Source organism: Pseudoalteromonas sp. S3431 (genome assembly GCF_000690035.1).
In the GTDB taxonomy this organism is placed as follows: domain Bacteria; phylum Pseudomonadota; class Gammaproteobacteria; order Enterobacterales; family Alteromonadaceae; genus Pseudoalteromonas; species Pseudoalteromonas fuliginea.
On the sequence record NZ_JJNY01000022.1, the window covers coordinates 39,335 to 54,578 of the forward strand.

13 protein-coding genes are annotated in these 15,244 nt (G+C 38.8%); 3 read left to right on the forward strand and 10 right to left on the reverse strand.

The genetic code is table 11. The features are described 5' to 3' along the window. Window positions 1-83 precede the first annotated feature (83 nt). The 10 genes from uspE to ccoN all read right to left on the reverse strand — a co-directional run bounded on the left by uspE (window position 84) and on the right by ccoN (window position 9,096). On the reverse strand, window positions 84-1,016 hold the full coding sequence (gene uspE / locus DO88_RS13210) for a universal stress protein UspE (protein ID WP_033038417.1): 933 nt from the start codon (window positions 1,014-1,016) through the stop codon (window positions 84-86). A gap of 103 nt (window positions 1,017-1,119) precedes the next feature. Continuing rightward, window positions 1,120-1,857, reverse strand: a complete 738-nt coding sequence (locus DO88_RS13205; protein ID WP_033038419.1) for an FNR family transcription factor — start codon at window positions 1,855-1,857, stop codon at window positions 1,120-1,122. Window positions 1,858-1,899: 42 nt separating this feature from the next. After that, window positions 1,900-2,571, reverse strand: a complete 672-nt coding sequence (locus DO88_RS13200; protein WP_033038420.1) for a sulfite exporter TauE/SafE family protein — start codon at window positions 2,569-2,571, stop codon at window positions 1,900-1,902. Beyond that, on the reverse strand, window positions 2,564-2,731 hold the full coding sequence (gene ccoS / locus DO88_RS13195) for a cbb3-type cytochrome oxidase assembly protein CcoS (protein WP_002963071.1): 168 nt from the start codon (window positions 2,729-2,731) through the stop codon (window positions 2,564-2,566). Before ccoS ends, DO88_RS13200 begins: the two co-directional genes overlap by 8 nt. Continuing rightward, a complete protein-coding gene (locus DO88_RS13190) occupies window positions 2,728-5,103 on the reverse strand; it encodes a heavy metal translocating P-type ATPase (RefSeq protein ID WP_033038422.1) in 2,376 nt (791 codons plus the stop codon). The genes ccoS and DO88_RS13190 overlap by 4 nt, the downstream gene beginning before the upstream one ends. Window positions 5,104-5,111: 8 nt before the next feature. Next, window positions 5,112-5,603 carry a FixH family protein gene (locus DO88_RS13185; RefSeq protein ID WP_008139162.1) on the reverse strand — a complete coding sequence of 164 codons (492 nt, stop codon included), beginning with the start codon at window positions 5,601-5,603 and terminating at the stop codon, window positions 5,112-5,114. A gap of 149 nt (window positions 5,604-5,752) precedes the next feature. Further along, complete coding sequence (ccoP, locus tag DO88_RS13180) at window positions 5,753-6,787, reverse strand: cytochrome-c oxidase, cbb3-type subunit III (protein ID WP_033038424.1); 1,035 nt, start codon at window positions 6,785-6,787, stop codon at window positions 5,753-5,755. Further along, window positions 6,784-6,969 carry a CcoQ/FixQ family Cbb3-type cytochrome c oxidase assembly chaperone gene (locus DO88_RS13175; protein WP_024597380.1) on the reverse strand — a complete coding sequence of 62 codons (186 nt, stop codon included), beginning with the start codon at window positions 6,967-6,969 and terminating at the stop codon, window positions 6,784-6,786. Before DO88_RS13175 ends, ccoP begins: the two co-directional genes overlap by 4 nt. A gap of 6 nt (window positions 6,970-6,975) precedes the next feature. Continuing rightward, window positions 6,976-7,650 carry a cytochrome-c oxidase, cbb3-type subunit II gene (gene ccoO, locus DO88_RS13170; protein ID WP_033016430.1) on the reverse strand — a complete coding sequence of 225 codons (675 nt, stop codon included), beginning with the start codon at window positions 7,648-7,650 and terminating at the stop codon, window positions 6,976-6,978. Between the two features lie 12 nt (window positions 7,651-7,662). Beyond that, entirely contained in the window at window positions 7,663-9,096 is a 1,434-nt protein-coding gene (ccoN, locus tag DO88_RS13165; RefSeq protein WP_002961515.1) for a cytochrome-c oxidase, cbb3-type subunit I, read from the reverse strand. 342 nt (window positions 9,097-9,438) lie between these two features. On the opposite strand from ccoN, the gene DO88_RS13160 reads away from it, so the two are divergent. The 3 genes from DO88_RS13160 to DO88_RS13150 all read left to right on the forward strand — a co-directional run bounded on the left by DO88_RS13160 (window position 9,439) and on the right by DO88_RS13150 (window position 15,163). Continuing rightward, window positions 9,439-9,864 (forward strand): hypothetical protein, encoded by a 426-nt coding sequence (locus DO88_RS13160; protein ID WP_033038426.1) that lies wholly within the window; start codon window positions 9,439-9,441, stop codon window positions 9,862-9,864. A 1,154-nt stretch (window positions 9,865-11,018) separates the two neighbouring features. Further along, window positions 11,019-13,706, forward strand: a complete 2,688-nt coding sequence (locus DO88_RS13155) for a TonB-dependent receptor (protein ID WP_033038428.1) — start codon at window positions 11,019-11,021, stop codon at window positions 13,704-13,706. A 104-nt stretch (window positions 13,707-13,810) separates the two neighbouring features. Then, complete coding sequence (locus DO88_RS13150) at window positions 13,811-15,163, forward strand: hypothetical protein (protein ID WP_007375296.1); 1,353 nt, start codon at window positions 13,811-13,813, stop codon at window positions 15,161-15,163. Window positions 15,164-15,244 lie beyond the last annotated feature (81 nt).

The window sequence follows — 15,244 nt, forward strand, 5'->3', positions numbered from 1 at the left end:
GAATATGCGAGTTTAGGATGTAATTAAACGCGGTATTTTTAGCAAGTAAGGTACGTGCTGTTATTTGCTAAAATATTTTTTGGTTAATCTAGCTTTTTTGCCAACGGGCTTACGTAACCATCGGGTTTAAGTGCCAATACATCGCAGTCAAGGCTATCAATTACATGCTCTGCAGTATTACCTACAAGTGCTGCACTTAAACCTGTACGACCTACAGTACCAATAACAACCAATTCACTATTTAATCGCTTAGCCACATCAGGAATTACATCCTCTGGTAAGCCTTCTTCAATAAAACATTGTTCTTGGCTTAAATTAAATTCAGCGGCAAGTTCATTGGTTGATTCGTGGTGATGTTTTTTAACTGATTCGTTATAAAGTCCAGGGTTAAACTCAGGGATTTCGATAGCGATATTAACGGGGGTTGCAGGGTAGGCATTAACTAAATTGAGTGTTGCATTGGCGAGTCCACATAAAAATTGTGCATCTTTGATAACTCGTTTATTAAGTGCTACATGTTCTTCGTTTTCACTAACTGCATTTACAGCAGCTAAAATATTTCCGTTTGCTGGCCATGCCATTTCTTTTACAAACAATACCGGAGCTGGGCATTTACGTACTAAGTGCCAATCTGTAGGGGTGAAAATAACGGATTTAAGTGCACCATGTTGATGTGTGCCTTTAATTACTAAATCGTACTTTTCATCAATTACGGCATCAATAATAGCTTCATAAGGGCGGTTATGCCATACAACTTGAGTTTCAATACTTATATCTTTGTAGGGAGAAACCAAATCACTTAGCCATAGTTCGCGGTCTTTAACAACAGCGTCGCGCATAGCTTCTCGTTCATCGCCAGAGAGCATTGTGGTCATTTCATAAGAGAAGTCATAAACCGTCATAAAGGCGGTAATATTTGCGCCAGATTTCTTAGCTAAATCTATTGAACGTGCTAAACCGTGTTGATCGTCTTTGGTAGGGTCAATAACTGCAATAATGCGTTTAATAGTGTCCATGTGCTACTCCATTTACTTAACGGGTGTATTTTTAGTGTAACGTAAATACAAAACAGTTAAAGGGGTAGCACATAAATTGTTGTTCTAAATCAAACTATTTTATTTAGCAAGATTTAACAATTGCTGCGGCTTTAGCTAATGCATTGTTATCTAAAATAGTAATAAATTTACCTTCTACTTTAATTAAGTCAGCTTTTTGAAAACGGCTTAATAAGCGGCTAATAGTTTCTACGGTAAGGCCTAAGTAGTTACCTATTTCACCACGAGTCATGGTAAATCTAAATTCTTTACGCGAAAAACCACGCTCGCCAAAACGCTCTGACAGGTTATAAATAAAACTAGCTAAGCGTTCTTCTGCTGATTTTTTATTAAGTAATAACAGCATTTCTTGATCGTATGTAATCTCACTGCTCATTAAACGCATAATTTGTTGACGAAGTTTTGGTAATTTACCAGCAAGTTCATCAAGTGTTTCAAATGGAATTTCGCATACCATTGACGTTTCGAGTGCTTGCGAAAAGCTCTGATGCGCCATTTTGCTTATTGCGTCAAAGCCCACCAAATCGCCCGCTAAATGAAATCCGGTTATTTGCTCATCGCCTTGTTCTGATAGTGTATAAGATTTAAATGAACCTGAACGTACTGCATAAATAGCTTGTAAAGGGGCGCCTGATTCAAATAAGTAGTCGCCTTTATGGAGTGGTTTTTTTCGCTCAATAATTTCGTCCAGCTTATCCATTTCTTGGCCATTGAGTGAAAATGGCAAACACAATTGACTGATACTGCAGTTATTACAGCTAATAGCACAATTGCTTTTAGCGCGACTTTGAGAGAAATCCATATTTTAATCCGTTTTTAATTTTTATGCACGACGTTGTCTAGATTAGTGTACCAGCTTGTCGGTTGCAATAATCAATAAGTAGATACCATACCAAATTATAACACTGCCTAATACAATGCGAGTCCATGGATGGTTAATAATACTATTTAGCTTTTGTGCGGTGATACCTAAAGTGATCATTGCCGGAAAAGTACCTAAAGCAAAACAAAGCATCACTAAAGCGCCATCTAAAGCACTTGGACTAGTCATCGCCCATGTAAGCGCTGAGTATACAAGTCCACAAGGCAGCCAGCCCCACAATGCACCGTAACCTAGGGCTTTAAAAGGAGAGTTAATAGGCATTAAATATTTATTTAGCTTAACAATGTGTTGCCATACCAAGGTTTTACCTATTTTCTCTAACCACTGCAGCGTAGGGCCCAAGCGCATTATATATACGCCGACTAGGAGCATAAAAATAGCTGCAATGAACGAAAGGGCTAAAGAAAAAGACGTATTTTGCCTAGCAAATTGACTGCTAATACCAGCAACAAGCGCGCCTGCTGCCATGTAGCTAAGTGCGCGTCCAATATTATAAGCAAGTGAATAGGTAAATGTTTTACGTTTGTCGCTTGCCAGTTGTAATGAGCTTGCAATACCGCCGCACATAGCAATGCAATGGCCGCTACCTATTAGCCCCATTAAAAATGCACTGGTAAAAAGAGGATCAATCATTACTTTTGTTGTGTTGCTCTTTGTCGTCTTCAAACAAAATACTATGACCTTGTTTGTTTAAATCAGAAAACTGCTCACTTTTTACGGCCCAAAAAAACACGCCAATAGCAATAATGACAAATAAAATGGCAATGGGGATCAAAATGTAAATTATGCTCATAACTTTAATAGCCTTAGTGAATTACTAATCACAATAATTGAGCTGGCAGACATGCCAATAACAGCCATCCACGGAGCAACTAAGCCTAATGCCGCCAATGGTAATATGGACGCATTATACAATAAAGACAGCGCAAGGTTTTGCTTAATAATACGTCTGGTTTGTTTTGCCACATTGAGTAAATGATTGATTGAAGCTAAATCGCTATTAAGGAGCACTACATCGGCGCTATTTTTTGATATGTCAGCACCGGTTTCCATTGCAATGGATAAATGCGCACTTGCAAATACAGGGCTGTCGTTTACGCCATCGCCGACCATTGCAACTACTTCGTTTTGTGACGCCCATTGTTCAACGGCTGTTTGTTTATCTTGTGGCGAACACCCAGATTGCACACTTTCAAGGTTGAGTTGTTTAGCTACTTTTTGCCCAGCATCCGACGCGTCACCGGTTAACATATGGCACGTTAAATTTTGCGATTGAAGTGAGTCTATAAGCTTTTTAGCATCGCTTTTCACTTTATCAATAAAGTAAAAACGTGCAACAACTTGCTTATTAATATACAAGCTTGCTTGTGCATTTGATTTTTTGCTATCAAACCAACCACTTTTACCAATTGCGTAATGATTGTTTGCATCTTGTGCGCTAATTCCCAGACCTGGATGCACTTCAACGTTATCAAGGTTGTGGTGAGCAGGGGTAATTTCATCAAATGCGCTGGCTATAGGGTGTTCAGAATAACGCTCTAACATAGCTGCCATATCTAGCACTTGCGCTTTTGTGTATTGCTTATCGATTATATCCACTTCATCAAGGCTAAATTTACCTTGGGTGAGCGTGCCTGTTTTATCAAACGCAAATAACGTAATTTGTGAGAGTGTTTCGAGCACATGTGCTTGTTTTATCAACACGCCTTTACGAGTAAGTGTTGCAACCGCGCATGTAAGTGCGGTTGGTATCGCTAAACTCAGGGCACATGGGCAGGTAGCAACTAAAACCGAAATGGTGATCCAAAATGCGTGTTCAGGGTCAATTTGGTACCAGCCAATAGCTGTAAGTGAAGCAAATATAAGTAAAGACGCAATAAACCATTGCGCAACTTTATCTGTAATTTCAACCAGTTTAGGACGTTTAGTTAATGCGTTGTGTTGCAAGCGTATAATTTGATTTAAAAGCGTATTTTGGCCAATCTTATTAATTTTTATTTCAATAACGCCGTCGTGGTTAACGCAACCGGCGTAGACATTGTGGCCGATAAATTTTGTAACGGGTTGGTGTTCGCCCGTCATCATTGATTCATCAACCGTGGTTTTACCCTTAATAAGCTCGCCGTCGGCAGGGATTGTTTCACCCGCTTTAATGAGTACTACGTCATTAAGTTTTAGTTTTTTGGCTGCAATTATAAGTTCTTCACCACTGTCGTTAATGGTGCGGGCTGTTAATGGTAATAATTTTTGTAAATTGGCAGTAAACTCGCTCGCTTTTAAACGCGCTCTAAATTCAAGATACTTACCTAATAAAAGTAAAAAGGTAAACATGCACACAGATTCAAAATATACTTCGCCGACTTGCATAAATGTGGCGTAACAACTTGCGCCAAACGCACCAAAAATAGCCAGCGATACGGGTAAATCCATATTGAGCTGTTTTGCTTTTAAGCCATTTATGGCGTTGGTTAAAAAGGGCAGTGCGCTATATAAAATAACCGGAGAGGCAAGTACTAAGCTGATCCATCTAAAATACTGCTCAAAATTGCTGTCCATCCCTGAAAACATGCCAAAGTACATGGCAAACGCAAACATCATAACTTGCATGGTCATTAAGCCTGCAACACCTAAGCGGCGAATATAGGCTTTGGCAGTTTGTTGCTTTTGTTGAGCTTCAATATCTGATTGAAATGGGTACGCTTTATAACCAATTTTGGCTAAGGAAGTAATAATTTCACTCAATGGGGTGCTAGTTTTGTCCCATTGGATCATCGCGCGATTGGTAGATGTGTTTACATCAACACGTTTAACTGAGGTTAAATTTAAAAGTTGTTTTTCGATTAGCCATGCACATGCTGCGCAGGTTATACCTTCAACGCTCAATAATACCTCTGAGATATTATCGTTAGTGGCTATAAATTCGTCTTGAATGTCTTCGTTGTCATAACTTTTTATAAATGCGAGTTGCTCAGGTACTAGCTGTTCGACTTTTCCAGCGCGAACTGTTCGGTATTTATAGTAGTCGGTCATACCTTGATCAACAATATTTTGCGCAACAGCTTGGCAGCCAATGCAACACATCGGCTGGGCTTTATCGTCAATGATAACGCTTGCGCTAAATCCGGTTGGCACACTTTCAAGGCAATGAAAGCAAAAGTTAGACATAGTAATGACTACTTATAGTTAGGATTAACTAAAACGGTTTCAGCCGTCGGTAGAACAATGTTCTCTTTTAGTTTCCAACTACCATCAATTGGCTCAATAAATACAGAATATGCACCCGGTGTGTACTCATCAAGTAATGCAGTAAACTCTTGATTGGCATTAGGAGTAAGTGTGGCTTCAAAGTCATGCGCTTTAATGGTGCGATGGTAAAACGAGAGCTTTAATACATGCACATTGCTGCTATCGCCTTTTGTAAATTTAAAGCTTACACGTTCATTAGTAACATTTAATTCGCCGTGTAAATAAAGTGCTTTTGCTTTTTCAAACTTGGTTAATTCTAAGTTTATTGCTTTCCCTTTTTTGTAGTAGTCGTCAACAACCATATCTGGGCCGTTACCTATCGCCGTAATAAACAAGCTAATACAGCCAATAATGGCAACTAACGGAAAAAAGATTAAAAACCAAGGCCAAAAATTTTTATACCACGGAGTAGGTTGCATAGTGTCTCTAAAATTAGTTTAGGAAGCGTTATTTTATAGGAATTATACGTAAAAGACTAAAAAAAAGCCTCACAGTGGAGGCTTTTTTGATCTGGATTAATCTATTGAATTAAATAAATTAATTTATAAACATTTTATTAACCGCGTGCTTATTTATCTTGCGATAAACTGTAAACGTAGGCTGTTAATAAGTGAATCTTATCTTCACCTAAAATGTCTTTCCAAGCAGGCATTACACCAGCACGGCCGTGGTTAAGCGTTTCTTCAACAGCGCGTTGAGAGCCACCGTATAACCAAATGTTATCAGTCAGGTTAGGTGCGCCAAATGGTAGGTTATGTGCAACCGACCCTTTACCATCAGCACCGTGACATGCGGCGCACATTGCAAACTTAGCGGCACCTGCTGCTGCATCTTTTTGGTTAACAGTACGACCAGAAAGGCTCAGCACATGTGCTGTCATTTCTTTAACGCCTTGCTCGCCAAGAGCAGGACCCCAAGCTGGCATTGCTGCAATACGACCATAAAGAAGTGTTTCTTTAATTTTGTCAGGTGTTCCGCCATATAACCAATCTTTATCAGTTAGGTTAGGGAAGCCAGTACCACCACGTGCATCAGAGCCATGACATTGCGCACAGTTTTGTGAGAATAAACGCTGACCAATTTCGATGGCTAATTGGCCATCTGTTTGCTCATGTTTGTCGCCATTTTTTAGAGCAACTTGCTGCGCTGCGTCACCTTCAAACTTAGAATTAACTAAATCTAAAACCGGCACTTGTGCAAGTCGGTTAAAAATAGGACCAAAGCGTTCTTCTGCGGCTTCGTACTCTTTATCGAGTTTAACAAAACGACCTTCAGCTTTGGCCTCTGCAACTGCTTTTTTAGACTCAGCTAAAGACGTAATACCTTGATTAGAACTAGTCCATTTACCTAAACCTTCCCAGTTACCTAAACCTGGGTAAGCTGCAAGGTAATATACTGACCAAATAAAAGTTGCGAAAAACATGTAAGTCCACCATTTTGGTAGTGGATTATTTAGCTCTTCAATGCCGTCAAATTCATGTCCACAGCTTTCACCTTCTTTTACGCCAGCATAGTTTTTTAAGTTCCAAACTAATAAGCCAAAGATGATGCATAAGCATGCAAGGGTTAATACAATAACCCAAATACTCCAAAAGCTAGTCATTTTTCAGACTCCTTTTCCTCGTTAGAGAGTGTGTTGTTATGTTTTTTTTCATCTTCGAAAATGGCATTAGCAGCGCTATCAAAACGATTTTTGCTACGCTTGCTGTATGCCCATACAACAATCACAATAAACAATACTAAAATTACCAGAGTCAAAATGCCTCTGTATGTTCCGTAATCCATAATAATTTACTTCAAGTGGGTACCAAGTTGCTGTAAATACGCGATTAGAGCTTGCATCTCCGTTGCGCCTTCGCCGTTATTCATAGCGTTAACTTTTTCAACATCAGCTTTAAGTTCTTCGTCGCTGCCATAACCTAGGCCCGGGTGTTTAGGGTTTTCTGGGTTAATAGCAAAAGTATCACGGAAAATTTGTAGTTTTTTCAGAGTCAGGCTTGTATCTACCTTATCCTCTGCTAACCAAGGAAAACCTGGCATATTCGACTCAGGAACCACGGCACGTGGGTCAACTAAGTGAGCATAATGCCAATCGTCCGAGTAACGTTTACCAACGCGAGCAAGGTCAGGACCAGTACGTTTAGAACCCCATTGAAAAGGGTGATCCCATACTGATTCGCCTGCAACAGAGTAGTGACCGTAACGCTCAACTTCATCACGAAAAGGGCGGATCATTTGTGAGTGACAGTTATAACAACCTTCACGTACATATATATCACGGCCTTCCATTTCTAAAGCGTTAAGAGGGCGTAGGCCTTCTACTGGTTTAGTTGTGTCGTCTTGGAACATTAGCGGAGTAATTTCAACTAATGCACCAAAGCTGATAGCAAAAACAGTCAGAATAGCCATAAGGCCAACGTTTTTTTCTACTATCTCATGTTTATTTTGTGAATTTTTATTGCTCATCATCTCACTCCGTTATGCTAATTGTGCTTGCGCGTCTAACTTCAGAGATTCTTTCTCAGCTGAAATTGTACGGAAAACGTTATAAGCCATAACTAACATGCCTGTTACGATGAATACACCGCCTACAAAACGCATGATGTAGAAAGGATGCGACGCTTCTAAAGACTGCACAAAGCTGTACATTAATGTACCGTCAGCATTCACTGCACGCCACATTAGACCTTGCATTACACCAGAGATCCACATTGCAACAATGTATAAAACAACACCTACAGTGTGTAACCAGAAGTGGGTATTAACCAATTTAACGCTATACATACGACCTTGCGCAAATAACGCAGGAATTAAGTGGTAAATAGCACCAATTGAAATCATAGCAACCCAACCTAGCGCACCTGAGTGTACGTGGCCGATTGTCCAATCTGTGTAGTGAGATAACGCATTTACAGATTTAATTGCCATCATAGGACCTTCAAACGTAGACATACCGTAGAAAGACAATGAAACAACTAAGAAGCGTAATACTGGGTCAGTGCGTAGTTTATGCCACGCGCCTGATAGGGTCATAATACCGTTAATCATACCACCCCAAGACGGCACGAATAGGATAATAGACATAACCATACCTAAACTTTGCGTCCAATCAGGAAGTGCAGTGTAGTGAAGGTGGTGAGGACCTGCCCAGATATATAATGAAATTAGTGCCCAAAAGTGAACTACCGATAAGCGGTATGAGTAAACTGGGCGACCTGCTTGTTTTGGTACAAAGTAATACATCATACCTAAGAAACCAGCAGTTAATAGGAAACCTACAGCGTTATGACCGTACCACCACTGAACCATCGCATCTACCGCACCTGCATAGATTGAGTATGATTTAGTTAACGACACAGGCACAGCCATGCTGTTTACAATATGAAGCACTGCAACAGTAATTATAAAGCCAGCATAGAACCAGTTAGCAACATAAATGTGCGACACTTTACGCTTGATTAAAGTACCAAAGAATACAATGGCGTAAACAATCCAAACCACAGCGATTAAAATATCGATTGGCCACTCAAGTTCTGCATATTCTTTTGAGCTAGTAATACCTAAAGGAAGCGTTATTACTGCTAATACTATAACCAGCTGCCAGCCCCAAAATGAAAAGGCGGCGAGTTTGTCTGAGAAAAGACGCGTTTGACAAGTACGTTGTACGACGTAATAAGACGTCGCAAAAAGTGCACTAGTACCAAATGCGAAAATTACTGCGTTCGTGTGTAACGGACGTAGTCGAGAGTATGTTAACCATGGTGTATCAAAGTTAAGTGCTGGCCAAGCTAATTGGGCAGCAATCAGAACCCCAATACTCATGCCAACGATGCCCCAAATCACTGTCATAATAGCGAATTGGCGTACAACTTTATAGTTATACTCAGTTTGTGATGCTACTGTTTGGCTCATTTTCTGGCTTCCGCTGCAATAAATGCGTTTAGAAATGAATTACCCACTTTTAAAAAGTGGGGCCTACTATTACTTCACAAGCATGTTACCTAAAACGTTCAAAGCATGAATGCTTCAGAAAACAAACTCGAGAAACCCTTAATTTTTGCGGGTGAAATGATAAATTTTTTGACCTAAAAAAGATAGGTCAATTACGTAATATTATGACATCAATCAAACTTTGTGAGCTTGTTGTTTATTTTTTGATACAGTTTGTGCCATATTTCGACTAATAGTAACACTCCCACTTGTTATTTATAGACCCGATTATTAGTATTCGCTTTTATTTACAGCGAGATTGTTATGCTTATATATAGATTACCCATATTTTTTGTAGCGTTTTTTTTATTAATAGCATGTGATTTTTCTGAAAAAAATGAAGCCCAGCTTCTAAAAACAACGCAATGTGATGCCAATTTACCATGTACTTTCCCAAGTGGTGTTAAAGTATGGTTAAGCAATTCTACACTTTCCCCCGAAACTCCATTTACAATTTTCAGTGAGCTACCAAACGGGTTGCACATTACAGACGCAAAATTAAAAGGCGTTACTATGTATATGGGGTACATACCTCAACAGTTCATAAAAAAGGGTGGACTTTGGCAAAGCAACACTATGGTCGGTATTTGCTCTGAAAAGAATATGCTTTGGCGCTTGGAGCTCACAATACTTAATCAAACATCTTTAGTAGAACAGATACTTAACTATAATTTTTATGTAACGTACTAATCATATAAAGTTACGATATTTAAATTAATTAGATCACTCAGAAGCGGTTTATCTTTCGAGATTGAATTTTCAGCAGAATGCATCGTTTTTAGGCAGCGTACGCCTGCGCAGTATTTTTATTTCAACCAAGCGGTGATAACGCAGTATAAATGCCAAACATGTGCCGCCCTATGAATTAGACCTAGGGATGATTTCCCTTTGTAGCTCGCTTTTTTAGCCTGCAAGGTTACAAATCTCGCGCCGTGATCAAATTCCATTACGTAGAACAAACTTAATTCTGCAAGGTCAACAGTCCTTAAAGCTTTTACATAAATTAGCACGTATTAAGTTTTTATTGATTGGGTAGGAACTTATTAAAGTGATGACGCAATTTATGACCTAACCTTGTTGATAGCCATTCCTAGTTTATATCCACAGTCCTACACTAAAGAATAAGTAATCCGATTTCAGGTTAAGCAAAGCCCAGTTCTGATCACTTGTAACTACTAGGCCAGCAAAAAACATTTTAAAGAGATATTTTGAACAGCGAGTATTTGGTGTTTAATAATTATTGTCAGCTATCTATAAAGCAACGGTACGAAACAGGCTTTTACTTAAGCTAAAAAGTAAATGTATGCTCTTAAAATAAATATCTAAAAGTAAGCCATGGCTAAAATTATATTTACTTTTGATGTGATTTTAAAAAGTTCAATTTTTAATGTTTCCTGAATAAAAAATTTCTCCTGAAACGCCTCCTAAGCAGCTAAATAAGACTAATTAATCGCTCATTCTGCATAAATATGGTTAGTAATTAACATTTAGTTTTGCGGTTTTAATAATGCGCTGTGATTAACTTGTTAATTAATCAAATATCGGGATATTTTTCCACTAATTACATTTGATTACAAAGTGAATCACTTTGATTTCAGATGTTTTTCGAATGTATCATAAATCATATAAATCACTGATATTTATGTGTATTTATTAATTAACAATGAAACAATCTGTAACGTGTGTACCTTTACTGGTTATTCTATTTTTACGGAAATTAAAATCTGACCGCTCGTTAAGTTTTCGTTCAGTTAAAAGCGCCTAAGTTGCCGACCTGACTCACTATTCTTATAACAAGTGAGCATTACCAATCACGGTAAATTTCCAACAAGTAGGGTTCTTTAATGAAAAAATCAACTCTTGGTTTAGCTGTAATCGCAGCAATCCCGATGTTCTCAAGTGTGCAAGTTTTAGCGGCTGACGAAGGAGCAAAATCAATCGAAAAGATTCAAATTACGGGTTCTCGCATTAAGCGTTCTGACATGGAAACCGCTAGCCCAGTAACGCTAATTGGCGCAGATGAAATCAGAGCTTCTGGCGCAACATCTGTAGACAGTGTGCTTCAACAAATGACAGCCACTGGCGGTGCAATGACTAATCCTGGCGTGAACAATGGTTCAGGCGGTAATGCATCTATTGATCTTCGTGGCTTAGGTTCACAGCGTACTTTAGTGCTTGTAAATGGTCGTCGTATGATCAACTCAGGTACTGGCGCTTCATCAACTGTTGATTTGAACACTATTCCAGTATCAATGATCAAACAAATTGAAGTGCTTAAAGACGGTGCTTCAGCTGTATACGGCACAGATGCGGTTGCAGGTGTAGTAAATATCATTCTTAAAAATGATTTTGAAGGGTTAGATTTAAACGTTAATTCAGCAATGACATCTAAACATGATGCATCTGAAACGTCGATTGACTTTACTGTAGGTACTTCATTCGATAAAGGTAATATCGTTTTTGGTGCGCAGTACACTAATCGTGGAGAAGCAAGCCAAGCTGATCGTGGTTTTTCAAATTGCCCATTATTTGAAGGCGACAATGGTCTTTACTGTGGTGGTTCTTCGTTCAGCGAAGGCGGACACATTTACAACGTAAACACTGCTGGCATAGTAAACAGTGATGGCGAAATAGAACAACAAGGCGTTGCAAATGATAGCGGCTTAAGCGGACTTGGTGGTAGCTTACATCGCTTTACCGATGCAGCTGATGCATATAACTATGCAGCAAAGAGCTACTTATACACACCTATGGAACGTTTAAACATTACAGGTGTTGGTAAATATGAAATAAGTGATGATACTAGGCTTTTCAGTGAATTTACTTATACCAAGCGTTGGTCTGAGCAACAATTAGCACCGCAACCTATTAATTTTGGTTTTACTTATGCTGATAGCATGGGTGATAGTTTATTAAGCCAAACTTATGATAAACGTCAAGTTGCTAATAATGCATTTGTAAAAGATGCAGATGATAATTACGTAACTACAGCAACTAACTACGCTTACAATGACAAGATTAGCTACCGTCGTCGTATGGCTGAAAGTGGTACGCGTGATTTATCTCAAACGGTTGATACCGTTCGTATCGTGCTAGGCGCTGAAGGTGAAATTAGCGATTACTCTTGGGATTTTTCTGCAAACTTTGGTCGTAACGACTCTGTAGATAAAATGAGTAACTTACACAATGTTTCTGCAATTAATTCTGCAATTGAAGCCGGTACATTTAATCCGTTAGATGAAGCAGCTTGGGCTCAGTCAAATGTACAAGAGTATATTTACACAGAACAAAACTCAGGTGGCAGCCAGTTATTTATCCTAGCGGCATCACTTTCAGGTGAACTATTTGAAATGCCTGCTGGCTATGCAGCATTTGCAGCCGGTGTTGAACACCGTCAAGAAAAAGCTTGGTACACACCTGATTCAATTGCAGCACAAGGTTTAGGCAATGACCCTCGTGTAGATCCAACAAGCGGTGGCTTTGATGTAAATGAAGCGTTTGTTGAATTTGCAATTCCTTTATTAGCTGATGCATCTTTTGCTGATTCTATCGAACTAAGTGCAGCGATTCGTGCGTTTGATTACAGCACATTCGGTTCAGATGAAACTTGGAAACTAGGCTTAACTTGGCGTGTAAATGATGAACTAATGCTACGTGGTGTTCGTTCTACAGCATTCCGTGCACCAACTGTAGATGAGCTTTATTCAGGTAACGCGCCATCGTACGAGCAAGTTAGTTACCCAGGTGCTGATAGCCAAGCAGAAGTAACTGTTGGTGGTAACCAAAACCTAACACCTGAAGAAGCTGATACGCTTACATTTGGTGTTGTATATGAGCCAGAATGGTTTGAAGGTTTCTCAATGACAGTAGATTACTACGACATTGAAATCGAAAATGCTATTTCTACTTACAACAACCAATTTGTAGTTGACCAATGTATTGGTAATGCAAATAGTAGCTCTAATGATGTATGTACTAGTACTTCAGCCGTATTCCAAGCTGATGGCCGTATTGTTTTCAATAACCAACTACGTAACATTGGTTCAGAGAAAACATCTGGTATCGATTTAAACCTTAACTACTCATTTGATGCGTTAGGTTTAGCGTGGAAAGCAGGCCTAGATACAACTTACTTAGATGAGTATGTTGTTGATACTGGTGCTATCGTAGATTATTCAGGATTAATTACCAGTGGTTCAGGTGGTTACGCAGACATTAAGTCAAACTTTAGCTTAAAAGTTAAAGGCGATAACTGGGATGCTACTTACGAAGCTCGTTACATAGCGGGTATGGATAGCTTTGCATGTGTTAGCGATGATAGCTGTTATGCACCAACTACACCATCAGTTGTATACCACGACATTAGCGCATCTTACATGATCAATGATGTATTGACCGTTTCTGCTGGTGTTAATAACATGTTTGACAAAGAGCCACCGTATTACTCAGGTAACAATGACTCAAACACTGACCCATTTACATACGATGTACTAGGTCGCCGTTTATTTGCTGGTGTTAATATTAAACTTTAATTAGTAATATAAATTCATTAAGGCTCAGTATTTACTGGGCCTTTTTTATTGAACAAAACGAAGGAGGCAAGTACACTTAAAGAGTAAATTAGAAGGAGAACTGATTGTTAAAACAAGACGAAAACTTATCTTTTGTCATTGAACCAGAACTGAACCCCCGTTCTGAGCAGCGTATTGATCTGTACTTTTCGATTCCGAACGAAATGGGGATTAATCCGCAAACCCTCACTGAAGAATCCTACTTTAATAACCATTTTAAATCGCACTTAGCGTATAACGCTAATAATATTCATTTGCCCTTGGTGCGAAGTCGTTTCGTTAGTAAAAACAAAGGCGAACAGCAAGATTACCGGCAAAATCTTAATTTATTCTGTTACCAAGTACGTTTAGCACTCGACGCCGATATAAAAGATGCGTTAAAAATTAGCGAGGCTGATGATTTTTATAAACGCGCCAATGAAGTGTACGAACAAAGTGAAGGACTTTTAAAAAAGCTGCGTCGATATACGCCTGATGATGAAAAGTTACTGCCATTTTTTACCAATGCCGATAATTACTTGAGTTGGCATGTTGAGCAATCTTTTTTAAAGCTTTTAGATGAAGGCCCACGTAGCAGCGATTATGCAAAAGAACGTAATGAGTTACTACAATTTTGTAAAAATGAAAATACGTACCGCGCTGATAAAAATTATAATTCTGAAACCACCATGCAAGATGCTAATCGAATAACGAATAAGATGCGCTTGCTACAACGCTTAATTGAGCATGGCGTTATATTACAGCGGCAAACGCGATTTTTGAATAGCTATCTAAAACGTTTGGTTAAAGGCACAGTGACGGCCGTTATAATGGCTTTTGTGATGGTGGTAATATTAAACGCGCGCTCAAGTTTTACAGAAGTAACTGCAACCCTTATTTTGATTTTAGGGCTGATCTATGGCTTACGAGAAATATTTAAAGAAGACATAACACGTGTAATCTGGCGGGCTATTGTGCAGGGTAGACCTAAATGGCGATTTAGTTTTAAAAATAGCATTACTAAAGATAAAATAGCGAGTCAGTTTATTTGGCTCGAATACACACGTTTTAAAAAAATCCCTAAAGAAGTTAAATCTATCTTTTCAAAACGTCGTCAGCAAAATAAACAAGCGGCTCAGTGGTTGCATTTTGCAAGTGAAACGCGTGTAAGCGCAAAAGAATTTTTACCAGGTTACGATACGCTACAGCAAACATTACATTTTAACCTTGCACCGTTTGCACGTTACTTAAAGCGGGGAGAGGGCAAGTTATATCATTTAGACAGTAATAAAATTTCTAAGCAGGCAGTAGAAAGGCGTTATCAATTAAACATGGTGCTGGTGTTAACTGAAGAGGATAAAAAGCTTTACCAACGTTATAAAATCACCCTTAATCGCAGTAAAATAGTTAATATAGAACTTATTTATTCTACAAAATAATACGCCTTTTATTAAAAACATGATCATTCTAGCGAATTAAATAACTCACTAATTTAATGCAATTAGTATAAAAAAGGAGGG